Origin of the sequence: Onishia taeanensis (assembly GCF_003268885.1) — a bacterium.
Classification (GTDB): Bacteria; Pseudomonadota; Gammaproteobacteria; order Pseudomonadales; family Halomonadaceae; genus Onishia; species Onishia taeanensis_A.
On the sequence record NZ_QLSX01000002.1, the window covers coordinates 250279 to 270982 of the forward strand.

Genomic DNA, 20704 nt, shown 5'->3' on the forward strand with positions numbered 1-20704 from the left:
GAGTGCTAGAACAACTTAAGTGCCAGCCCCCGGGGCAAGAACACCCCTTGGGCTGGAGGAGAACCAGGCTGGAAGAGAACGGGGCTAAATCACTCGCGTCCCAGGAAGGCGTGAATTGCCGAGAAGTCATCGCGGCCGCGCCCGGCCTGCTTGGCGCTGCCGTAAAGCGACTTGGCCAGCGAGGCCAGGTAGAGCGGCTGGTCCGCCTCATGGGCGGTCTGCTCCAGCAGGTGAAGGTCCTTGTGCATCCACTCCAGCGGGAACTGCGCCTCATAGTCACCTTCGCGAATCAGCTCGGCCTTGCCGGCCAGAAACGGCGCGGACACCGGCAGGTTGGGCAGCATGTCCATCAGGAAATCCTTCGAGAAACCCAGCTTCTCGCCCAGCAGGGCCGTTTCGGCATAGACCAGCATGGACTGCGCCAGCTGCGCATTGACCAGCATCTTGAAGGCCGAGCCCTGACCGACGGCGCCGACATGCAGCGTCTTGCGGCCCATCGACTCCAGCAGTGGCTCAAGTGTCTCGAGTTCACGTGCCTCGCCGCCAACCAGAAAGGTCAGGGTGCCATCCTCGGCCGGCTGCTTGGTGCCGGCGACCGGCGCATCGACGAAACGCAGCCCGCTGGCCTGGGCGCGCTGGGCAGCGTCACGGCTGAAGGACGGGTTGACCGTTGAACAGTCGACCCATAGCGCGCCCTGTGGCATCGCCGCCACGAAGCCGTCCTCGGCAAACGCCACCGTCTCCACGACCTCGGGGGAAGGCAGCATGGTGAAGACGATATCCGCCTGTTCGACGGCCTGAGCATAGGAGGTAGCCCGAGTGGCACCGGCACTCTCCAGAGCCGCCATGGGCTCCGGCGAGCGGTTGAAGACCGTCAGTGAGACGGCCGGGTTGTCGAGCAGGTTGCGGGCCATGCGCCCGCCCATGATGCCAAGGCCAATAAAGGTAACGTTCATGATTGCACTCCCTGTCGAGAAGGGTGGGCCGTCTGACGGACGGGGTTTCAGAAACCGCGCAATACGATCTTGCCGCGCCCCTTGCCGGATTCCAGCAGCGCATGTGCACGCAGCAGGTTCTCGGCGTTGATGGTGCCGAACTCTTCGGCGAGGGTAGTGGTCAGCTCGCCGCGGTCGACCATCTCGGCCACCCGCTCGAGCAGCCGGTGCTGTTCGATCATGTCTTCTGTCTGGAAGAGCGAGCGAGTGAACATGAACTCCCAATGCACCGATACGCTCTTGCGCTTGAACGGCATGATGTCGAACGACGCGGGGTCATCGATTACCGCAAGCCGCCCCTGGGGTGCGATCAGCTCGGCGATCGCGGCCAGGTGCTCGTCGGTATGGGTCAGGCTCGCCACATAGTTCACGGAAGGAAGGTCGGCTGCCTTCAGTTCGTCGACCAGCGACTGGCGGTGATCGATGACATGGTCGGCGCCCAGCTCCTGCGCCCAGGCACGGGTTTCCGGCCTTGAAGCGGTCGCGATCACGGTCAGGTCGGTAAGCTGCTTGGCGAGCTGGATCATGATCGAGCCCACGCCGCCAGAAGCACCGATGATCAGCAGCGAACCGGCGTTTTCCTTGGCCACCTGCAGGCGATCGAAGAGCATTTCCCAGGCGGTGATCGTGGTCAGCGGCAGCGCCGCCGCCTCGGCAAAGCCAAGTGATGTCGGCATCTTGGAGACGATGCGCTCATCGACCTGATGGAACTGCGCATTGGTGCCGCTACGATCGACAGCGCCGGCATACCAGACCTTGTCGCCGGGCTGAAACAGGGTCACGTCCTCACCGACGGCCTCAACCACACCGGCGGCATCCCAGCCCAGCACCTTGTACTCGCCACCCTCAGGCGACACGTTCTGACGAATCTTGGTATCGACCGGGTTGACCGAGACGGCCTCGACACGCACCAGAAGATCGCGGCCCTGAGCCTCGGGGGTCGGCAGCTCGATATCCTCGAGTGCTTCTGAGGCAGTGACCGGCAGCGACTGCTTATAACCAACGGCTTTCATGGTGAGCTCCTATCAGCAAGTGTATTGCCGACCGAGTATAGGGGTACCATGGTGGCTAACAAGTATGCACACTCCTGTGCGGTAGTGATTTTTCCGTGCCTTAGCCTCTATAAATATCCTAGGTACACTTTTGTATACCGCAACCAACGGGCAAGACCCCGCCCGCGCGACACTCGAACAGGCGATACCCGAACATGGATCATAAAAACATGCGGCATCAGAATTACGCCTGCAGCTTCGGCTGCTCCGTGGAAGCCGCCATCGAAGCCATCGGCGGCAAGTGGAAGGGCGTGATCCTCTTCCACTTGACGGATGGCACCAAACGCTTCAACGAGTTGCGCCGGCTGATGCCGTCGGTGACCCAGCGCATGCTGACCAAGCAGCTACGCGAGCTGGAGCGCGACGGCATTGTCCACCGGCACGTCTATGCCGAAGTACCCCCCAGGGTCGAATACCGCCTGACCGCCTTCGGCGAGACACTCGAGCCGATCCTCAAGGAGCTGGAAGCCTGGGGCAGCCAGTACCTGGACAAATTATCGGCGTTGCGAAGCGCGGACGAATAGGGAGCGCTTGCTCACTTCTCAGAGCACGCCACTACAGCCCCTGCGACCCGGCACAACAACACAGTGCTGGATCGGTGGCCAAAACCCTGTATGCTGAGCGGGTACCACCGACAGTCAATGGAGTAGGCATCACGATCGATCATTCTTACCAAGCCAGCACGGAGGTTCTCATGAAGGTATATCGACCTGAATGGCAGTGCACGTTTAACGTAAACGAAGGCGTGGAAGAAACAGCCAGTTGGAAGGAACGCATCGCCTGGAGCATCAGGGCGCTTGCCAACAGGCTGGATGGTGGCGGACGTACGATCCAGATTGACTGCGATGTGACCCCTCGGGTGAGCCAGGAAGATGTCGATGTCTGCCTGGGCAAAGGCTTCGAGGTGACGCACAGCCTGCTCACCCAGCTTGCTCACCAGGCCGCCTGCGAAAACGTCATGCGTGACGCCAAGGCAGAGCTTTACGAGGAGAACACGCAGTATTGAGGGAACAGGCTGGCGTGATAGAACTGGCGTGATAGGAATGGTGTGACAGAGCGGGGCAAGCACGCAGGTTGCCCGTTCGACAGTGAGTCAGGTCGCTTCAAGCCAAGCCTATGTAAGGTAAGCAAAGGCAAGGTAAGTACCTGAAGCAGAGCACCTGTTTCACCGCACTTGCTTCACAGCACTTGCTTCACAGCACATGGTTCACCGCACTCGTAGCATTGTACGTTTAGCAATAGCACGTGAGCAGGGACGCTGCGAAAGCGTTAGAAGCTAGAGAGTTAATCGATGCAAGCTAGACCGCCACGACACCCCATTCAGCCACGCTGGATGGGGTGTTTTCGTTCAGGTCGTGTCACCAGCAGTCCCGCGCTGGCTAATGGCCCGCAGGGCGAGTGTACCTAAAGGCTGGGCGCGCGATAGCGCAGGTAGATATGCAGAATGCCCATGGCGGCATGCCCCACCAGATAGGCTTCTATCAGCCCGGTCAGCAGCCCGTGCACTTCCTTCACCTGATACGCCCACGACGGCTGAAAATTCCAGCACAGAAACCAGGTAAAGCCCGACAAGACCACCAGCAGCAGCGCTCCCAGGCCGAGCCCATGCATGACCGCAGCCAGTCCAGCCGGCCCCGGGGCTGGCAGCTTGAACTTCAATAGCGTCTGAATATCGGCCTTCAGCGGCTCCAGATCGCCGACCAGGTAAGGAAAGTAGTACTTCAGGCCCCGCTGCTTGATCACGGCAAATAGAAAGATCAGCGATACCGGCACCAGCAACAGCCCCGTCCCGATATGCAGCCAGGTGCCCACGCGCTCGGGAAGCTGGCTCGCCACCTCTCCCGCCCGAGTGAAGCCCATGAAATTGCTGAAAATGATCTGGCTGATCACCATCAGTAAGACGGCGATATGAAACGACAGCACGAGCGGCGTCTGGCGCTCTCGGAAATAGCTCATGGTGCTACTGAGTACGTTCATGCAAGTCCTTATGTGGTGGCGACCCAAAGGCTTCCTAACTCGCCCGATCCTGAAACCCATGGCCTCTTCAACGGATACGATGCAAGGCGATCAGAGAGTAATAGCACCCATGCCTTACCGCGGTCTTAAGTCGCCTAGCCTGCCTCTCCCGCTTTCACGGGCCGGCGCACCACGCCATCGACCAGCAGCCTCTTCTCACCACCGACGATCCGGTAGATCACCGTCGAACGCTCCTGTACGCGCCCATAAGAAACCCCGTTCAACGTCAGTCGCCCGTCCTTGATCTCGACATGATCACCGTTCACATCAATAACCGCGTTACGCCCCGACACCGCCGCTTCCACAGTGCTACCGCCAGCGGCGGTGCGAGTGCTCGAAACCACCACCGAGCCACCGCCCTGGGTATGAACGCTGGTGGCCGCGGGCACTGACTGGCTTCCGCCGGCAAGCATCATTTGCAGCACCATAAACGTCGCCATGCTTTTGGCATTCATTTCACCGCCCTCTATGGATCGCTCATCCCCGCACACACCGCTAGCGAGCACCCACCGGAACCATCAGATGCTGATAGTCGGTGCCCTTCCACATCAGATAAGACCCGCCGTTCTCGGGGTCGGTGGGATAGGCATCGAGCAACGCCGAAGGGGCAATGATCATCAGATGCGGCCCTTCCTTGATCCACTGATTATCCTCGCTGGGCCCCTCGGCATAGGGGTCGATATTACTGGCTCCCGCGTCTCCCGCCAGCATGTAGGCAATGCCCAGCGCCTCGGCGGTGAAGGACTCCTTGGCTTGCCAGGCCTTGGCCCAGGCCATCCAGGTCTCATCCAGGCACATCGGCGCATTGCCGGTCAGCATCGGTGGCGTCGGCATACAGGTATAGCCATTGCTGCCTTCCTTGAGCACCTTGCCTTCCCAATCCACTACCGTGGCGCCCTCGGCCATCCCCGGCCAGGCCGCGCTCAAGGCGTTCTCAAGAGGAGCCGACTGCGCCTGCGCCGGGCTCGCCTGGGCAAGGGCAATCACCAGCAACGCCCCAGCAACGGCCCAATGGCTGACGTACTCAGCCCTACCTTCCGGCTCTTCACACCACCGCTGATTACACTTAAGCCGACTGACGACACACCGGCTCACATCTCTTGATTCCATCATGCATGTGTTCATCGCACTGCCCTCTCTCATTGCCCTCAGTACCACCTGAAAAGACGACCAACGCAGACCCAGCCAGCCGGTGCTCGCTTGCGCGCCCTGACGGGTCGGGCGCTGCTCTATCAGTCAAGCCGAGTGCGGTAAGACGCTCCACTACCCGTTGTCGATACCGGGTGTGCGGCTGAGCAAAATCAGGGCCTCGTATGATACGCCGTCAGCCAAACGACCAGTGAACGAGCTGGCGCCGTAAGAATGTCAAGCAGGCCGTGTCACGGGTGCGGTAAAAGAGCGCACTCAAGCATTTGATGGTTGATTCAGATCAAGCACCGGAGCAACATTCTGTGTACATGAGCTGCCCTCTAATCGCCGCCCCCATTGCCAATTTCAGCGTCATTCGTTTCGGCACTTTTCGGTACCTTTCTAGATACTCTTCTAGATACTCTCATAGAGACTTTTCTAGATACTCTTCTAGAGACTCCCTTAGAGACTAGAGACGTTCTTCAGTACACCCTAGTAGCGGCCATACCGCCGTCTAACGTGAAGAAAGGTTCAAGGGCACCGGGGCAGTCAGTTTTCATCACAGTGATGTGTCAGCACATAAGGAGCCTAGTGACATGCTGAGTATTCTGATCTTTTTCCTGATCTATGCCGGTGTTTCAATTGCCGTTTATCAGCTATATGACATCTATCATAGCCAGAACTTCGCTGACGAAGAGAAGCGCGCCCGCATCGGTGGGCAGGAAGTTGAAGAGCTGGCGCATCAGGCCAAGGAATACCGGGAAACGGGCTCCTCAATGGGGTTTGTAAAAGGCGTGAAGGCCTTCTTCGGTAGCGATTTCGACCCGCGAGTTGCGCTGGCAGCCTTCTCTCAAGGCGATAAGCTTCCCAACGTGGAGCCTCTGCTGCGCCGGAAAAGCAACATCATCTGCAACGGCAAGATCAGTATTCGTCATCCTTTTGGCATCAAGACCAACCCGCCCGCGAAAGACTCCCGGGGCGTTGCCATCGCCGTCATCATCATCAACTGCCTGCTGGCCCTTTTCCTGGGTGGCCTGAGCGTCTACTCCATCGGCTACGATGTACCGGCCGCCTGGATGCACGATGAATCGATCCTGATGCTGCTGATCTATGCGCTGATTCTGTTCACGCACTTGATTGCCAAACTCGACAAGTACATGAATGATCTCTACCAGATCGGCCAGTTGAATCGGCACTTCCCCGCCCAGCCGCTTGACCAGCAGACACAGGATGCTGGCCTATCTACATAAGGTCGTACTTTTAGATAAATTGATGCTTTTATAAAGGTGGTAAGTCCATAAGGCGACAAATGGGCGAGCAACACCTCATCCACCGATACCACCATCGGCCGGGATTCATAAAAAACGCCCCAAGACCTCAGCGTCAGGGGCGTTTTTTCATACAGCGGAAAAGCCTATTCACGACCGATAAACACAGGAGCACAGCACCGATGCACGCCATCAATCCCGACAAGCTTCACCACAGCAAGTGGACCGCCGTTGCGCCCAAGCATAAGGAAAAACATTTCATGGTCACCAAGCTGTTGCGCGACGAGGAAGAAAACGTCGTGCAGGTGGTGCTGGAAGCCGTGCTAACCCGGCGGGAATTCACCCTGCCCTGGCAGGCACTCAAGGATGAAGAGACCTGGCGGATGGGCTGGAAGTAAGCGCCGCCCCCTGTACCGGCGCTTCTCCCAGCCGCTAGACGGTGGTTCAATCAGATGACTGGCGCCCCCGTTGCCTGCCTGGTGGATACCGGAGGCTAAGCAATTCGCCCTCCTCAGGCCGTTGAGGCCGACGCCTCGGGCTGGGCAGCATGCTTCTCTTCCGTTCGGGAAATGATCGAGGTACCGACCAGGTCCCCCGTGACGTTGAGCGCGGTGCAGCCCATGCCCACCAGGGCATCGATGGACGCCAGCAGCGCCACCGTTTCGATCGGCAGCCCCACCTGAGCGAAGACCGTCGCGATCATCACGATGCCGGCTCCCGGCACCCCGGCGGTTCCAATCGAGGTCAGGGTACCGATCAGCACGATCTGGGCCATGCTCATCAGATCCAGCGGCGCCCCGATCACATTGGCCGCGAACACCGCCGAAATCGCGATGCGGATCGCCGCGCCATCCATGTTGATGGTCGCGCCCAGCGGCAGGCTGAAGCCGTACAGGCTGCGCGCATAGCCAAGGCGGCGTGCGGCATTCAGCGTCAGCGGCAGCGTGCCTGAACTGCTCTGGGTGGCGAAGGCGGTGGCCATCGGCGTGCGGGCCTCACGGAAGAACGCCCGCAGCCGAACGCCGAACAGCTTCATCAACACCCCGTAGACGACCACCTGCGCCGCCAGCGCGATGTAGAGCACCGCGACCATGTCACCAAGCGAGAGCAGCGTTTCCATGCCCTGCTGGCCGACCGTCTTGGCGACAATCGCAAACACCCCGATCGGCACATAGTGGAGCACGCCGGACATGACCTTGAGGGTCACTTCGTTCAGCGCCTCTATCACGCCATACAGCCGCTCACCGAGCGCGGCATGGCTGTCGGAGTTGCGCAGCATCAACAGCGCGATGCCGAACACCACCGCCGTGAAGATAATGCCCAGCAGGTTGCCCTCAACGAACGCCGCGACGATGTTGTCCGGCACGATGTTAAGCAGCACGTTGGCGATGCCCGGGTTATCGGGCACGCTGACCTGCGCGCTTTCATCCAGCGTCATGCCGCTGCCGGGGGCAAAGAACGTCGCCACCGCCAGCCCGACCACGATCGCCAGCGCCGAGGTCACCACGTAGTAGCCGAACAGCTTGCGACCCAAACGCCCCGTGCTGCCAAGCGGCGCCTGGTTGATGCCAACCATCAGCGTGAACAGCACGATCGGCACGATCAGAAACTTCAAGAGCCTAAGCAGCAGCTCACCAAAGGGCGCCAGCCAGTGCGCGGCGTCCTGACCGCCCAGCAGGCCAACGACCACACCCAGCACCAGCGCGATGCTGACGCGAAGAATCAGCGATGCCTCCATATAGGTGCGCAGCAGCGCTTTCATAACCTACCTCCCATCATGACGTTCCTCTCAAGGCCCTCAACCGGCCGTGACGCCCATTGGCGGCGATGGTCGTTGTTGTCAGCGGTTACCTCGCCCAACGGTGATCGTTGGCGAGGCCACCAACAGGACAGCGCCCACAAGGCATTCCTCATGGGCGCTAGGTGATCCAAAGGCCATGTAGCTGGCAGCGCGATCATCGCTGCCGGCAGTGCCGACCCTTAGTCTTGGGTTTCGAGCTTATCCTGGGTCTTCAACTCGAAGTCGCTGGCGTCGTGGCGCTCGTGCAGCTGCATTTCCGGCTCGCCGAAGGTGCGGTTGACCATTCGCCCGCGGGTGACCGCCGGGCGCGCGTCGATCTGCTTCGCCCAGCGCAGCACGTGCGTGTATTCCTGAACCTGCAGGAACTCGGCGGCGTCATACAGCCGACCCAGCACCAGCTGGCCGTACCAGGCCCAGTTAGCGATATCGGCGATGGTGTACTCATCCCCGGCCAGATACTCGGACTCCGCCAGGCGACGATCCAGCACGTCAAGCTGACGCTTGGTCTCCATGGCGTAGCGGTTGATCGGGTACTCGAGCTTCTCCGGCGCATAGGCGTAGAAGTGACCGAAGCCACCGCCCAGGAAGGGCGCGCTGCCCATCTGCCAGAACAGCCAGTTCATGGTCTCGGTGCGAGCGGCCAGGCTGCCCGGCAGGAATTCACCAAAGCGCTCGGCGAGATACAGCAGGATGGCACCGGATTCGAAGACCCGGGTCGCCGGCGTGGTGCTGTGATCCAGCAGCGCCGGAATCTTCGAGTTCGGGTTGATCTCCACGAAGCCGCTGCCGAACTGGTCGCCATCACCGATGCGGATCAGCCAGGCATCGTACTCGGCATCCTTGTAGCCAAGCGCCAGCAGCTCCTCGAACATCACCGTGGCCTTCACGCCGTTGGGTGTGCCCATGGAATAGAGCTGGAAGGGATGCTTGCCGACCGGCAGCTCCTTGTCATGAGTGGGCCCGGCGATAGGGCGATTGACGCTGGCGAACTTGCCGCCGCTGGCCTGATCCCAGGTCCAAACCTTCGGTGGGACGTACTCATTGCCTTGGCTCATGAAGCGCTCCTCGGTATCGGATGACGATATCTAGTGACGGTATCTAATGACTCGGTTTACCCACCTAGGTGGGGGCACGTTAGCTTGCTATCAACCTGTGACAGACAATAGCGTGCGACAGTTTCGTGCCCAATGCCATATCAGAGTCTTACTGGCTTCCGAGCGCTGCGCTGCCACACTCGACAGCAGACCGGGGCGGTGGTGCTCATCAGGGCATTGATCAAGATGCTTCCGGGCTGTCAGCTTTCGGGCTATCGCGACCCAGGCGCGACAGCCGCACGTCTACCGTTACCGTCAACGATTCCAGCGCCGCGGCCTTTTCGCGGCCTTCGGCGCTGGTGCGATACAGGTGCGGGGTCATCGCCAGCAGGTCGGCGATGGCATCAACGCCCTCCAGATCAAGCGAATAGCGAATGCTCTCTGTGGCCAAGGGCGTGAACCCTTCAGGCGCCTGGGGTTCTTCCGCGCGCTCGGGCTTCAGGCTCGGGTAGATGATCTCGCGCAGTTCCCGCAGATGATCCGGCCCGGCCTCGACCATCAGCAGCGCGCCGCCTGGCTTCAGCACGCGAGCGAACTCCGGGTAGACGGGAAAGCCGAACATGCACAGCACAACATCCAGCGTACCGGACTGCACCGGCAGGTTGGCGTTGCTGCCGACCACCCAGCTGGCTTGCTGGCCTGCCTGCTTGCCTTGCTTGGCGGCGGCGAGCACCGCCCACTTGGAGATATCCACACCCAGTTGAGCCAGGGTTTGCCCATCACCTGTCGTTTCGCCTGCTTCCTCACCCCAGGCCTTGGCCAGCTCGCGCAGGTAGTAGCCTTCACCGCAGCCAGCATCCAGGCAGCTTAAGGCGGTATCGGCACTGGCATCGCCTGGTACATCGTTTGCCAAGTGGCTCAGCGCGGCCTGGCTGACAGCCTCGGCGATCGGCCGGTAGTGGCCGGCATTCAGGAAGCGCTGGCGCGCCGCCACCATCTCCTTGCTGTCGCCGGGATCGTGCGAGCGCTTCTTCTGCACCGGCAGAAGGTTGACGTAGCCCTGCTTTGCGATATCGAAACTGTGGCCGACGCCACAGCGCCAGGTGCTGCCGCTCTTGTGCAGCACGTCGCCGTCCAGCGGGCAGGCCAGGGCCTGAAAGGGGATCGTGCTCATGTCTTGCCTCACCGTCTGATGATGAATGCCTTACGCAAAGAACCTGCCACGCGGGCGAATTCTCGTTGACCAGCCACGAATGATGGCACATGACCTTCTTTAGAGGCGGGAGAAACACAAAAAAGCCTGCCGCTGGGGCAGGCTTGATGAATTGGCTGGTGGGTCTCAGCGCCGCTCACTGGCCTGGTTGATGACCTGCTTCTGGCGAGCAATGGCATTGCTGATGACCTTAGCGTGGAGCGCCTTCTTCTGCTCAGCGCTAGCCTGGCGCTGGAAATGCGTCAAAGGCGTTGATTTTACGGTCTTTCCTTTCATAGTCAGCCCTCGGCTGCAAATAGCTGGTCCAACTGCTCATGAGCGTAGCGTTCGGGCAAGCAGTCCTCAATGGACTGAACGTCCGACAGCCACTCCTCGCTGGAGCCATCGTTGTTCTTGATGATGATATCCACCGTAAGCTGGTCGCCGAACCCCTCTTTGAGCTGGGTGACTACATCGCGCACATCCAGAAACTGGCTGATGAAGCTCTGCAAAGGGATGTTGCGTCCCTCGACCTCCTCGCGACTCTTCACGAACTCCCAGGCCAAGGCGGGGTCTTGATAGACATAAAAAATCTGCACGGCTCGCCCTCGTCTCAAGGACCGTTGCACATTCTTTCTGGCGACCCCCAACCTCGACAGCGTGCCATCCAGAATGAAGGATTGCCGCTGATTCAGCATCAGGTCATGGATCTTGTCGACGACGATGGATACGGCGCGCTGAAACAGCCAAGAGTTGTTGCCCGTATACCCCGGGAAGTGATCTCGCAAATCATCAGGATCGATTCGCAGAATACTGCCGAAGCCTTCGAACCCTTCCAACTTGAGATCATCAAGCGCGGCGACATACTCCTTGGAAATCTCGGTCTTGCCTGCCCCCGGCTAGTCCGCCATAAAGATCGATAAGGGTTCATCTTCAGGATGGGAAGTCTTCTTTACTGGTCAGTGACTTGGCAATTCGCATCTTGTGCTTTCTGGCAAAGGCCAAGGCGTCATCAGCGATTCCCTCGTCATCGAGCATGCACCTACTCCTCATAAAAGCAATCGGGCCACCCATCTAGGGTGGACCGATCAAGGTTTGCGCCGTTGGCCTACCTCAGTCATCACTCCCACTCAATCGTCGCGGGCGGCTTGCTGCTGACGTCGTAGGTGACGCGGGAGACGCCTTCCAGCTCGTTGATGATGCGGTTGGAGACTTTCTCCAGCAGCTCATACGGCAGGTGCGCCCAACGGGCGGTCATGAAGTCGATGGTCTCGACGGCACGCAGGGCGATCACTCACTCCTAGCAGCTGCCGTCACCGACCACACCCACGGACTTGAGCAATACCGTGACGGCGTGTCTAGGTCCCAGTACCACGGCGAAAATATGCGCATCTGCCCCGGGCACCAGCCTGCTCGCCGGACTCGAACAGGATCGGCTCAGACCCCACTGCCAGCAGATTGGCCCCATCACTCAGCCCAATCATGTCTCGCCCGACATGGATTCTTCTCTCGGTTACACTAGCGCGACCGCCGATAGGGTGAGGCTTTCTCACCACGTGTTCACCCAGCCCTTCCCGACCTGTGATGCATTCCATGTCCATTTCCGCACGCCCTTCGAAGCTGAGCCTGCCTCAGGTCAATCCTGGTGTGTCGACGGTGCTGGAGTATCTGCTGCTCAAGTTTCCGGCCATCGATGAGGCGACATGGCGTGAGCGCATGGCCACCGGCAAGGTGCATCGCGATGACGGCTCATGGATTACGCCGGCGTCGCCCTTCAAGCCACATCTACGCGTGTTCTATTACCGCGAAGTGGCAAGCGAGCCGAGCATTCCCTTCGCAGAGCAGACTGTCTATCGAGATGAGCACATTCTGGTGGCCTACAAGCCGCACTTTCTGCCCGTCACGCCCGGTGGGCGCTACGTGAACGAGTGTCTGCAACAGCGTCTGCGCAAAAGCACGGGGATCGAGGCGCTGCAGGCGGTGCATCGCCTGGATAGAGTCACGGCAGGACTGGTGCTGTGCTCCCTCAATCCCGAGACCCGCTCGCTGTATCATCAGCTGTTCAAGTCACGACATATCCACAAGACCTATCAGGCCATCGCCGAGATAGACGGCGATAAGTCATTGGTGGGTCAGCAGTGGGACGTAAAGAATCGCATCGAGCAAAGCGAGCAGCGCTTTCGCATGCGGGTCAGCGCGGGCGACGCCAACAGCCATTCGGTGATCCGCTGCGTGCAGCAAACCGACACGCAGGCGCTGTTCGAATTACACCCCGTCAGCGGGCGCCGCCACCAGCTGCGCGTGCACATGCAGTCACTCGGCTGGCCGATCCTGAATGACCGCTACTACCCGGTGCTGCAGCCACTCTCGCCGGATGATTACACACGCCCCTTGCAGCTGCTCTCCAAGGGCTTCGAGTTCATTGATCCCGTGACAAATGAGCCTAGGTGCATTGAATACGATGGCGACCTGGAGCTTAAATAGCGTGGTGCTCTGGTCGACCGTTTCTCCGAGCCCAGGCTCACCTTCGCCATCATTCTGCTGCTGGGAGACGCGCTGATCGCGCTACCGCTGCTGCTGAGAATCAATCCCTGGCTGGCACTGATCCCCATCGCGCTTTGGGGCGCCGTGGGCTGGGCGCTACAGGTACCGCAGAATAATGAACTGATGAAAGCCCGCGAAGCGCAGGGCGACGGCAACCTTGCAGAGACGTTAAACGAATCGGCGCTTTATTTGGGGATTGCTATCGGCGCATCAGTCGGCGGACTAGCCCTTGCCATTCAGGTACCAGTCGACATGCTGTCGGTGGGCGCAGGGGTCGTGGCGCTGTTGGGAATGGGCGTGCAGGTTTGGCTGATGAGGCGAACCATTGCGGGAGGTGAAGCGTGTCCTCATTTTTGAGGTAGTGAACTATACCGTTGTTTTCGCTGATATAGAGTGAGAGTTGCTTTTACACCTGTAGCAAGTCGCGGACCATCGTTTGATTGAGATTTTCGTCGCCCATCCTGTCCTCCTGATGGCTGCACTATAGCCAGTGCAGCTCTGGAGGAGAGGCAACTCATAGCAGTGCTTCGAACACTTCCCACTCGATGATTAATCGATAGATAAATATCAATATAAATCAATAACTTATAGTGCTTTGCTTTGTAATAACCATACGAAACACCATGCTCGGACTGTTCACACCAGCGCTACCTAACGCAGCACATCATCTACCCATTGACTGAGGCTGTTTGCCGGTAGAAAACCGACTACCAAAAAGTGGCTCAAAAAATAGTTACGTCGTGGTAGTGATACCTAGCCTGGACGTAAAGGTCCGCATCTGGCTGGACGGGAGGTGGCAGGGGCTGGTTACTCCCATTTGCCAGTGCAACCCCATGCTGCACAAGGCGTAGGCGAGATTTGAGCCTGTTTCTCTCAGTCACCAATTCAGTGACGGAGTTAAACCATTCTTGTTCCACCGTCTCGATGGCTTCTTGTAGCTTGCTTTCCTCTGCTAAGCGGTCGTGGATTTGCAGTGATGAGTAATACATGGCCACGGGAAAGTCTAAAGCGCAGGCGGCTGGGGCAAACATTGCGCTATCGCCTTCATGCTTGCCATAGCCCCAGTCAGACCAGACTTGATGAGCGGTGGCCCAAATCAAGGCTTTTCCTGCAGCGTTGGTTGAATTTGCAAACGGGACAAGGATATTTGCAACTGGCGCTGCTGCTCGGTGTGAGTAGTTGAGCGAAAGCGCCTTGAAGAATGCTGTCCAGTGCGCTTGGGACAGTTGTTGAAGTACCGACCCTAAGGCGGCATCCAGGGATGGGTTGTGGCCAGGAGCCTTGAACAACGCTTGCATCCACGCAGCCCAGTCCGCGGCAGACGTCTGCGCAACTTGAAGTAGCAAAGCCTGCAGTGTGCTCTGGATGCTTTGCCCGGGACCTGCCGAGCGGTCCTGACACGAATTTGCAACGCTAACGAACTTGAAAACTAGGTTGTTGACCCTGGATGCAAGGACTACGGCTTGCATGCCGAGCACACTGCAAATCATGAGCGAAAAAAGAACATCGTTTCGACTCTCAATAATGGCGGCAAGCTCAGCAGGTTCGGCGTTGAACATGAAAACCACGGCCGACCGAAAATCTGACGAAGGGAAGACGTTCATGTGCGGGACCATCTGCCACAACCGCTCAAGATTTCCACTGCTAGCCAAAGATTCGATTTGCTGACGGAATTCTGGAAACCGCCATTCATTGAATCCAGGACCTACGTCGGTGCTCTCTATGAGGTGCCGTAAACCCGTAATCAGCTGGGTTGACGCGACTTGAGTGGCAACACCGGAGAGTCCCGCCAGGTTTGCATCTAGTGCCGTTATTGCGCCAAGCATCGCACGAAGCTTGTTGAGTGAATTTCCGACACTAGCATCCCAGTTGCGAAGTGCGGTCAGCAACCACCGTATTGCTGCCTCCCACGCTTCAGACGCAGCAGCATCAGGAGGCGTCCCCATTGCATACATGTAGGGTAGAAATGGGAACTCGTCACCAGTGCTGTGACCGATGGGTTCGGCGTCAAAGGCTTGCAACTGAGAGTCCGTGCTGAGTTGAGTGAGTAGTTGGCTCAGTGCAAGCGGTGCCGTAGAGGCGCCCGGGGTCAAGGCCGCTTGAAAGCGGGCCTGGGCAAGACTCATTGCAGCCGGGTTCATGGCGTCCTCCATACGAGATAGTCGCTACCGCTCAGTTCGTCCCAAAGGTCCAGAAACGCTTGCCGAATCAGCTCGCCATCGGCGACCTTTTGAAGGATGTGGTGCTTCTGGCCAAAACTGTTGACCGATGTTCCAAGGGACCACGCTGATGCCGGCCCGATGTCTGAGGGGAAAATCAAAAAGCGGTCATGAAACGGCCAGCCAGCGCTGCCTTCGCGTATGCGGAACTCTAACCGCAGGTCTTTGCAGTTGCCCTTCAAGTTCATGAAGGTCTCAAGTTGTTTATCTTGCCAAGATTGTTGGGGGGGCGGTGCAGACTGTGGCTTCAACCCTACCCAGCCTGCAAGGGGGTGACTGCGAAGCCATATCTCAACCCTTTGGCAAAAAGCGACGGCTTCGGATAACTTTTCCTTATCCTTTGCCATCGGAGGCTCCGCGCCAGCTGTGAGTGCGCGTAAGTCAGCACCTTTGTGTGGGCAGTGGAAGAGCGTAGCAAGAACGTCTTTGGCATCAAGATATGGGTCCCACAACCACGCACCAGTCCTGCCATGCATTCGAAGTAGTGCGCGAATGTCCTTGAATGCATCGTCCGTGCCGGCACCCGAGTTCCCTCCGTACTGAATGAATTCCTTCCGCTCCCGGATGCTCTTTAGGTTATCTCTGAAGACTCTGTTTTCCCGCCATGGCTCGCGCGGATTGGACGTTGGGGTTCCGATAGTGTTTGGAGACCGTTCTTCAATGAGCGGTACGGCTACCAACTCTAGTGCCCCATTTGGCGCTGGGAGATAGAACTCCCGGGTGCTGATACTTTCCCCTACAACATGGATGTTCATGTTGATGCTCGTGATGAACGCAGTTTGCGCAGAAGCGCCAAGCACTAATTGGTACTGGTCATCCCATAGAACGTATCTGGCTCCACCTCCAAGTGAGTGAAGTTGGAAATTCACCAGTGAACCAGTGACATCTTCGGAGCCGTACCCCTCCACGGTTGTGTCTTCATACTTCTCGCATGACACCCTTAGCTGTCGCGCGGGCATGGAGTTTTGCCAGATGGGCTGTACAAGAAAATCCCCGTTTTGGGAGCTTGAAACCTTTGTCGTCACGACGGTCACAGGCAATTGGATGAGAACATTTCCAAGCCGGTCAGACAGACCATCAATGCCCATCTTTACGAAGGGCCTTAGGTCCGCCGCCAGTTGCTTGAGAAGCTTTGGCTCATCCAAGAGAAATTTCACATCTGTTTTCAGACTATCGAAAAGCTCAAGGACATGGGAGCCTTCCCAGAAGTTATTCTTGAGCACACCGTTCCATGGGTGTGGAAGCGCTGTGTCAGCAGGCACAAATTGCGGAGGCATGGGGGTAAGTGCTCCGACCTTCAATGCAGAAATGCCAGGCTTCCACTCGCCAGCAATGCTGAAATTCTGAAGCGCTTGCAGGACTTGTTGCGTAGACACCCGATAGCGCGAGATGCCAAATTTCCATGGAGTGCCACGCAGCTCAATCGGCTTATTGGTTAGGAAGTCGGGCTTGGGGGGACTCCCATCCGGCGGCGGGCTGGGCTCTGCAACAAGCAAACTCATGAAGTTTGAAGTCTGCTGCGGGGCATCTCGGTGGAAGCCGAATATCTCCGTTACTTCGAAGCTGTTGTAGTTGCCGATTACACCTGGCACCAGCAGCTTTTGCAGGTGGCAAATATGTTCTGTAATACCCCAAGGCATTGCGTTCCCCCTTGTTTATGCAACCTCTTTTTTGCGATGGATGCCCAATTCCTCATTAGATGCCATTCAGGTAGAAACGAAAGTTCCGGCACTGACATTCACTATGACCTGACATGGTATCGTTAACACGTCCGCTTGAGCGTTCACTTCATGCCATAAAAAATGCCATTGATAATGCAGTAAACATCATCAATGGCACCCAATAAACATTATGAAATCAACAGGTTAAATAATAGTCTCACTCCCACTCGATCGTCGCGGGCGGCTTGCTGCTCACGTCGTAAGTCACGCGGGAAACGCCTTCCAGCTCGTTGATGATGCGGTTGGAGACCTTCTCCAGCAGCTCATACGGCAGGTGCGCCCAGCGGGCGGTCATGAAGTCGATGGTCTCGACGGCGCGCAGGGCGATCACCCACTCGTAGCGGCGGCCGTCGCCGACCACGCCCACGGACTTCACCGGCAGGAAGACGGCGAAGGCCTGGCTAGTCTTGTGGTACCAGCCGGCGTTGTGCAGCTCTTCGATGAAGATGGCATCGGCCTCACGCAGGATGTCGGCGTATTCCTTCTTCACTTCGCCGAGAATGCGTACCCCGAGGCCCGGCCCCGGGAAGGGGTGACGGTAGACCATGTCGTAGGGCAGGCCGAGCTCGACGCCGAGCTTGCGCACCTCGTCCTTGAACAGCTCGCGCAGCGGCTCGACGAGCTTGAGCTTCATGGTCTCGGGCAGGCCACCGACGTTGTGGTGCGACTTGATCACGTGCGCCTTGCCGGTCTTGCTGGCGGCGGACTCGATCACGTCAGGGTAGATGGTGCCCTGAGCCAGGAAGTCGACGCCTTCGATCTTGGCGGCCTCGGTATCGAACACGTCGATGAAGGTGTTGCCGATGATCTTGCGCTTGGCTTCCGGGTCGTTGACGCCTTCGAGCTTGCCGAGGAACAGGTCTTCGGCATCGACGCGGATCACCTTGACGCCCATGTGCTGGCCAAAGGTTTCCATCACCTGGTCGCCTTCCGCCTTGCGCAGCAGGCCGTTGTCGACGAACACGCAGGTCAGCTGGTCGCCGATGGCCTTGTGCAGCAGCGCGGCAACCACGGAGGAGTCGACGCCACCGGAGAGACCCAGCAGCACGTGACGGTCGCCGACCTGCTCGCGCACCCGGGCCACCTGATCCTCGATGATCTGGGCCGGGGTCCACAGGCGCTCGGACTGGCAGATATCCAGCACGAAGTGCTCGAGGATGCGCTGGCCCTGCAGGGTGTGGGTCACCTCGGGGTGGAACTGCACGCCGAAGAAGCGCTTCTCTTCCCAGCTCATGGCGGCGATCGGGCAGCTCGGGGTGGAGGCGGTCACGGTGAAGGTATCCGGCACCTCGGCGACCTTGTCACCGTGGCTCATCCACACGTCGAGCAGCGGCTTGCCGCTGTCGTGGTCGATGTGGTCCGAGATGTTCTTGAACAGCGCGGTCTCGGCGTCCAGGCGAATCTGGGCGTAGCCGAACTCGCGCTTGTTGGAACCGGCCACCTTGCCGCCGAGCTGCTCGGCCATGGTCTGCATGCCGTAGCAGATGCCGAGCACCGGCAGGCCCATCTCGAACACGCACTGAGGCGCACGGGGCGAGTCGAGCTCGGTGACAGACTCCGGGCCACCGGCGAGGATGATGCCGTTGGGGTTGTACTCGCGAACCTCGTCTTCGGTGATGTCGAAGGCGCGCACTTCGGAGTACACGCCGATCTCGCGCACGCGGCGGGCGATCAGCTGGGTGTACTGGGAGCCGAAATCGAGGATCAGGATCTTGTGGGCGTGAATATCGGTCATGAAGAAAACATCTCTGTGAGGCCGCAAGCCAGTCCAAAAGCTAGCGGGTCAAGACACCGTGTCTGGATACCCAACCGGGGCCGGGTACCGGGTCACTCAACCCGCCGGTCAAAAAACGAACGGCGGGGATAAGCCCCGCCGCCGTCTAGCGCATGCTGTGATCAGCTGGCCCGATAGTTCGGGGCTTCCTTGGTGATCTGCACGTCGTGGACGTGAGACTCGTTGAAGCCGGCGCCGGTGATCTGCACGAATTCCGGCTTGGTGCGCATCTCGAGCACGCTGCTGCAGCCGGTGTAGCCCATGGAGGCGCGCAGGCCGCCCATCAGCTGGTGAACGATGGCGCTCATCATGCCCTTGTAGGGCACGCGGCCTTCGATGCCTTCCGGCACCAGCTTCTCGGCGCCCTCGGACTTGTCCTGGAAGTAGCGGTCGGCGGAGCCCTGGGTCTGAGACATGGCGCCCATGGAGCCCATCCCGCGGTAGGCCTTGTAGGTACGGCCCTGGTAGAGCTCGACCTCGCCCGGCGCTTCCTCGGTACCGGCCAGCAGGCCACCGATCATCACGCAGCTGGCGCCGGCGGCGATGGCCTTGGACAGGTCACCAGAGTAGCGCACGCCGCCGTCGGCGATCAGCGGAATATCGTAGGGCTTGAGCGCCTCGGCGACGTTGGCCACCGCGGTGATCTGCGGCACGCCGACGCCTGCCACGATACGGGTGGTGCAGATCGAGCCGGGGCCGATGCCGACCTTGACGGCGTCTGCGCCGGCTTCGGCCAGGGCGATAGCGGCATCGGCGGTGGCGATGTTGCCGCCGATCACCTGCACCTCGGGGAAGTGCTCCTTGACCCAGCGCACGCGGTCGATCACGCCCTTGGAGTGGCCGTGGGCGGTGTCGACGACGATGGCATCGACGCCGGCCTCGACCAGCGCGGCGATGCGGTCCGGAGTCTCCGGGCCGGTACCGACGGCGGCGCCGACCAGCAGGCGGCCGTCGCTGTCCTTGGCGGCGCTCGGGTAGGTGCGCGCCTTCTCGATGTCGCGCACGGTGACCAGGCCGCGCAGGCGGAACTCGTCATCGACGATCAGGATCTTCTCGATGCGGTTTTCCTGCAGCTTGGTCTTGATCTGCTCGAGCGGCGTGCCGACCGGCACGGTGACCAGCTTCTCGCGCGGCGTCATGATCGCCTCGACGCTGTCGCTGTGGTCCGGCTGGAAACGCATGTCACGACCGGTGACGATGCCGACCAGGGTCTCGCCCTCGACCACCGGAAAACCGGAATAGCCGTACTCGTCGGCCATCGCCAGCAGGTCGGTGAGCTTGGCCTTGGGGCCAACGGTCACCGGATCCTTGACGATCACGCTCTCGTGCTTCTTGACCTTGCGCACTTCGGCCGCCTGGCCGGCAATGGTCATGCTCTTGTGGATGATGCCGATGCCGCCTTCCTGCGCCATGGCAATCGCCAGACGGGCTTCGGTCACGGTATCCATGGCGGACGAGCAGAGCGGGATGTTCAGTTCGAGATTGCGGGTCAGGCGGGATTTGAGGCTGACGTCCTTGGGGAGGACATCCGAGTAGCCGGGAACGAGTAATACGTCATCGAACGTAAGAGCTTCTTGCGCCATACGTAACATATCGGCAACACCCAATGTTGAGCAGATGGAGGATGTGGTGAGGGGAAGTTAATCGACCATTATAACGCCGAGGCCCACCTTCCATCAATCCGGGTCCTGGATGAAAACCTGCTCGCCCGGCAGGGTGCGTGATACCCCTCACCCGCCGTCACGCTGACCGCTCTGCTTGTCGTCAGACACGCCACCATGGCCCTGTCACCACGCCCGTCATCATGCCATCCACAACGGCCGCGGGAGGCCGGTCGCGGGCGCTCGAATAGGCGGCGAAAGCGCCGAAAAAACGTCGCAAGGCTGTTATCCGCAAGGCCGCCGCGCGAAAATGTCGCACAGGGCTCGGTCATGGCAGATCGTCGCGCGCGGCTCACCCT

At 59.4% G+C, this 20704-nt stretch carries 20 protein-coding genes and 1 pseudogene; 6 read left to right on the forward strand and 15 right to left on the reverse strand.

The window, feature by feature from the left end; translation table 11 throughout:
- Positions 1 to 89: 89 nt before the first annotated feature.
- A complete protein-coding gene (locus BCL93_RS03875) occupies positions 90 to 956 on the reverse strand; it encodes an NAD(P)-dependent oxidoreductase (protein ID WP_112053797.1) in 867 nt (288 codons plus the stop codon).
- Between the two features lie 47 nt (positions 957 to 1003).
- Positions 1004 to 2008, reverse strand: coding sequence for a zinc-binding alcohol dehydrogenase family protein (locus BCL93_RS03880; protein ID WP_112053798.1), 1005 nt, complete (start codon positions 2006 to 2008; stop codon positions 1004 to 1006).
- Between the two features lie 194 nt (positions 2009 to 2202).
- Here BCL93_RS03880 and BCL93_RS03885 point away from each other — a divergent pair, with 194 nt between their 5' ends.
- Positions 2203 to 2571 carry a winged helix-turn-helix transcriptional regulator gene (locus BCL93_RS03885; protein ID WP_112053799.1) on the forward strand — a complete coding sequence of 123 codons (369 nt, stop codon included), beginning with the start codon at positions 2203 to 2205 and terminating at the stop codon, positions 2569 to 2571.
- Between the two features lie 170 nt (positions 2572 to 2741).
- Positions 2742 to 3053: a hypothetical protein gene (locus tag BCL93_RS03890; protein WP_112053800.1), complete on the forward strand. Its 312-nt coding sequence runs from the start codon at positions 2742 to 2744 to the stop codon at positions 3051 to 3053.
- Between the two features lie 398 nt (positions 3054 to 3451).
- Here BCL93_RS03890 and BCL93_RS03895 read toward each other — a convergent pair whose 3' ends face one another.
- The 3 genes from BCL93_RS03895 to BCL93_RS03905 form a co-directional block, all read right to left on the reverse strand.
- On the reverse strand, positions 3452 to 4024 hold the full coding sequence (locus BCL93_RS03895; RefSeq protein WP_181463023.1) for a cytochrome b/b6 domain-containing protein: 573 nt from the start codon (positions 4022 to 4024) through the stop codon (positions 3452 to 3454).
- A gap of 134 nt (positions 4025 to 4158) precedes the next feature.
- A complete protein-coding gene (locus BCL93_RS03900; protein WP_112053802.1) occupies positions 4159 to 4518 on the reverse strand; it encodes a hypothetical protein in 360 nt (119 codons plus the stop codon).
- Between the two features lie 40 nt (positions 4519 to 4558).
- Positions 4559 to 5050 (reverse strand): hypothetical protein, encoded by a 492-nt coding sequence (locus tag BCL93_RS03905; RefSeq protein ID WP_220086227.1) that lies wholly within the window; start codon positions 5048 to 5050, stop codon positions 4559 to 4561.
- Positions 5051 to 5787: 737 nt separating this feature from the next.
- Here BCL93_RS03905 and BCL93_RS03910 point away from each other — a divergent pair.
- The gene (locus tag BCL93_RS03910; protein ID WP_112053804.1) at positions 5788 to 6441 is read left to right on the forward strand and encodes a hypothetical protein; all 654 of its coding nucleotides are present in this window, start codon (positions 5788 to 5790) and stop codon (positions 6439 to 6441) included.
- A 200-nt stretch (positions 6442 to 6641) separates the two neighbouring features.
- Positions 6642 to 6857: a TIGR02450 family Trp-rich protein gene (locus BCL93_RS03915; RefSeq protein ID WP_112053805.1), complete on the forward strand. Its 216-nt coding sequence runs from the start codon at positions 6642 to 6644 to the stop codon at positions 6855 to 6857.
- 113 nt (positions 6858 to 6970) lie between these two features.
- Here the strand turns inward: BCL93_RS03915 and BCL93_RS03920 are convergent, their stop codons facing one another.
- The 6 genes and pseudogenes from BCL93_RS03920 to BCL93_RS03940 all read right to left on the reverse strand — a co-directional run.
- Positions 6971 to 8221: a dicarboxylate/amino acid:cation symporter gene (locus BCL93_RS03920; RefSeq protein ID WP_112053806.1), complete on the reverse strand. Its 1251-nt coding sequence runs from the start codon at positions 8219 to 8221 to the stop codon at positions 6971 to 6973.
- A 218-nt stretch (positions 8222 to 8439) separates the two neighbouring features.
- Positions 8440 to 9315, reverse strand: a complete 876-nt coding sequence (gene yghU / locus BCL93_RS03925; RefSeq protein WP_112053807.1) for a glutathione-dependent disulfide-bond oxidoreductase — start codon at positions 9313 to 9315, stop codon at positions 8440 to 8442.
- A 220-nt stretch (positions 9316 to 9535) separates the two neighbouring features.
- Entirely contained in the window at positions 9536 to 10468 is a 933-nt protein-coding gene (locus tag BCL93_RS03930) for a putative RNA methyltransferase (RefSeq protein ID WP_112053808.1), read from the reverse strand.
- A gap of 165 nt (positions 10469 to 10633) precedes the next feature.
- A complete protein-coding gene (locus BCL93_RS17220; RefSeq protein WP_181463024.1) occupies positions 10634 to 10783 on the reverse strand; it encodes a hypothetical protein in 150 nt (49 codons plus the stop codon).
- Positions 10784 to 10785: 2 nt separating this feature from the next.
- A complete protein-coding gene (locus BCL93_RS03935) occupies positions 10786 to 11325 on the reverse strand; it encodes a zeta toxin family protein (protein ID WP_258395963.1) in 540 nt (179 codons plus the stop codon).
- Positions 11326 to 11606: 281 nt separating this feature from the next.
- A pseudogene (locus BCL93_RS03940) lies at positions 11607 to 11840 on the reverse strand (glutamine-hydrolyzing GMP synthase); the annotation flags it as partial.
- 239 nt (positions 11841 to 12079) lie between these two features.
- Here BCL93_RS03940 and BCL93_RS03945 point away from each other — a divergent pair.
- Both BCL93_RS03945 and BCL93_RS17225 read left to right on the forward strand, forming a co-directional pair.
- Complete coding sequence (locus BCL93_RS03945; protein WP_112053980.1) at positions 12080 to 12970, forward strand: pseudouridine synthase; 891 nt, start codon at positions 12080 to 12082, stop codon at positions 12968 to 12970.
- Positions 12971 to 13153: 183 nt separating this feature from the next.
- Entirely contained in the window at positions 13154 to 13387 is a 234-nt protein-coding gene (locus tag BCL93_RS17225; RefSeq protein WP_181463025.1) for a hypothetical protein, read from the forward strand.
- Positions 13388 to 13752: 365 nt separating this feature from the next.
- On the opposite strand, the gene BCL93_RS03955 is transcribed toward BCL93_RS17225, so the two are convergent.
- The 4 genes from BCL93_RS03955 to guaB form a co-directional block, all read right to left on the reverse strand.
- Positions 13753 to 15171: a hypothetical protein gene (locus tag BCL93_RS03955; RefSeq protein ID WP_112053809.1), complete on the reverse strand. Its 1419-nt coding sequence runs from the start codon at positions 15169 to 15171 to the stop codon at positions 13753 to 13755.
- On the reverse strand, positions 15168 to 16889 hold the full coding sequence (locus BCL93_RS03960; RefSeq protein ID WP_112053810.1) for a VPA1262 family N-terminal domain-containing protein: 1722 nt from the start codon (positions 16887 to 16889) through the stop codon (positions 15168 to 15170). Before BCL93_RS03960 ends, BCL93_RS03955 begins: the two co-directional genes overlap by 4 nt.
- A gap of 238 nt (positions 16890 to 17127) precedes the next feature.
- Complete coding sequence (gene guaA / locus BCL93_RS03965; protein WP_112053811.1) at positions 17128 to 18705, reverse strand: glutamine-hydrolyzing GMP synthase; 1578 nt, start codon at positions 18703 to 18705, stop codon at positions 17128 to 17130.
- 161 nt (positions 18706 to 18866) lie between these two features.
- The gene (gene guaB, locus BCL93_RS03970) at positions 18867 to 20336 is read right to left on the reverse strand and encodes an IMP dehydrogenase (RefSeq protein ID WP_112053812.1); all 1470 of its coding nucleotides are present in this window, start codon (positions 20334 to 20336) and stop codon (positions 18867 to 18869) included.
- Between the last annotated feature and the right edge of the window lie 368 nt (positions 20337 to 20704).

Coding starts and splice junctions, on each gene's coding strand:
- BCL93_RS03875 (WP_112053797.1), bottom strand. CDS start 956: ATGAACGTTACCTTTATTGGCCTTGGCATCATGGGCGGGCGCATGGCC.
- BCL93_RS03880 (WP_112053798.1), bottom strand. CDS start 2,008: ATGAAAGCCGTTGGTTATAAGCAGTCGCTGCCGGTCACTGCCTCAGAA.
- BCL93_RS03885 (WP_112053799.1), top strand. CDS start 2,203: ATGGATCATAAAAACATGCGGCATCAGAATTACGCCTGCAGCTTCGGC.
- BCL93_RS03890 (WP_112053800.1), top strand. CDS start 2,742: ATGAAGGTATATCGACCTGAATGGCAGTGCACGTTTAACGTAAACGAA.
- BCL93_RS03895 (WP_181463023.1), bottom strand. CDS start 4,024: ATGAACGTACTCAGTAGCACCATGAGCTATTTCCGAGAGCGCCAGACG.
- BCL93_RS03900 (WP_112053802.1), bottom strand. CDS start 4,518: ATGAATGCCAAAAGCATGGCGACGTTTATGGTGCTGCAAATGATGCTT.
- BCL93_RS03910 (WP_112053804.1), top strand. CDS start 5,788: ATGCTGAGTATTCTGATCTTTTTCCTGATCTATGCCGGTGTTTCAATT.
- BCL93_RS03915 (WP_112053805.1), top strand. CDS start 6,642: ATGCACGCCATCAATCCCGACAAGCTTCACCACAGCAAGTGGACCGCC.
- BCL93_RS03920 (WP_112053806.1), bottom strand. CDS start 8,221: ATGAAAGCGCTGCTGCGCACCTATATGGAGGCATCGCTGATTCTTCGC.
- yghU (WP_112053807.1), bottom strand. CDS start 9,315: ATGAGCCAAGGCAATGAGTACGTCCCACCGAAGGTTTGGACCTGGGAT.
- BCL93_RS03930 (WP_112053808.1), bottom strand. CDS start 10,468: ATGAGCACGATCCCCTTTCAGGCCCTGGCCTGCCCGCTGGACGGCGAC.
- BCL93_RS17220 (WP_181463024.1), bottom strand. CDS start 10,783: ATGAAAGGAAAGACCGTAAAATCAACGCCTTTGACGCATTTCCAGCGC.
- BCL93_RS03945 (WP_112053980.1), top strand. CDS start 12,080: ATGTCCATTTCCGCACGCCCTTCGAAGCTGAGCCTGCCTCAGGTCAAT.
- BCL93_RS17225 (WP_181463025.1), top strand. CDS start 13,154: ATGAAAGCCCGCGAAGCGCAGGGCGACGGCAACCTTGCAGAGACGTTA.
- BCL93_RS03955 (WP_112053809.1), bottom strand. CDS start 15,171: ATGAACCCGGCTGCAATGAGTCTTGCCCAGGCCCGCTTTCAAGCGGCC.
- BCL93_RS03960 (WP_112053810.1), bottom strand. CDS start 16,889: ATGCCTTGGGGTATTACAGAACATATTTGCCACCTGCAAAAGCTGCTG.
- guaA (WP_112053811.1), bottom strand. CDS start 18,705: ATGACCGATATTCACGCCCACAAGATCCTGATCCTCGATTTCGGCTCC.
- guaB (WP_112053812.1), bottom strand. CDS start 20,336: ATGTTACGTATGGCGCAAGAAGCTCTTACGTTCGATGACGTATTACTC.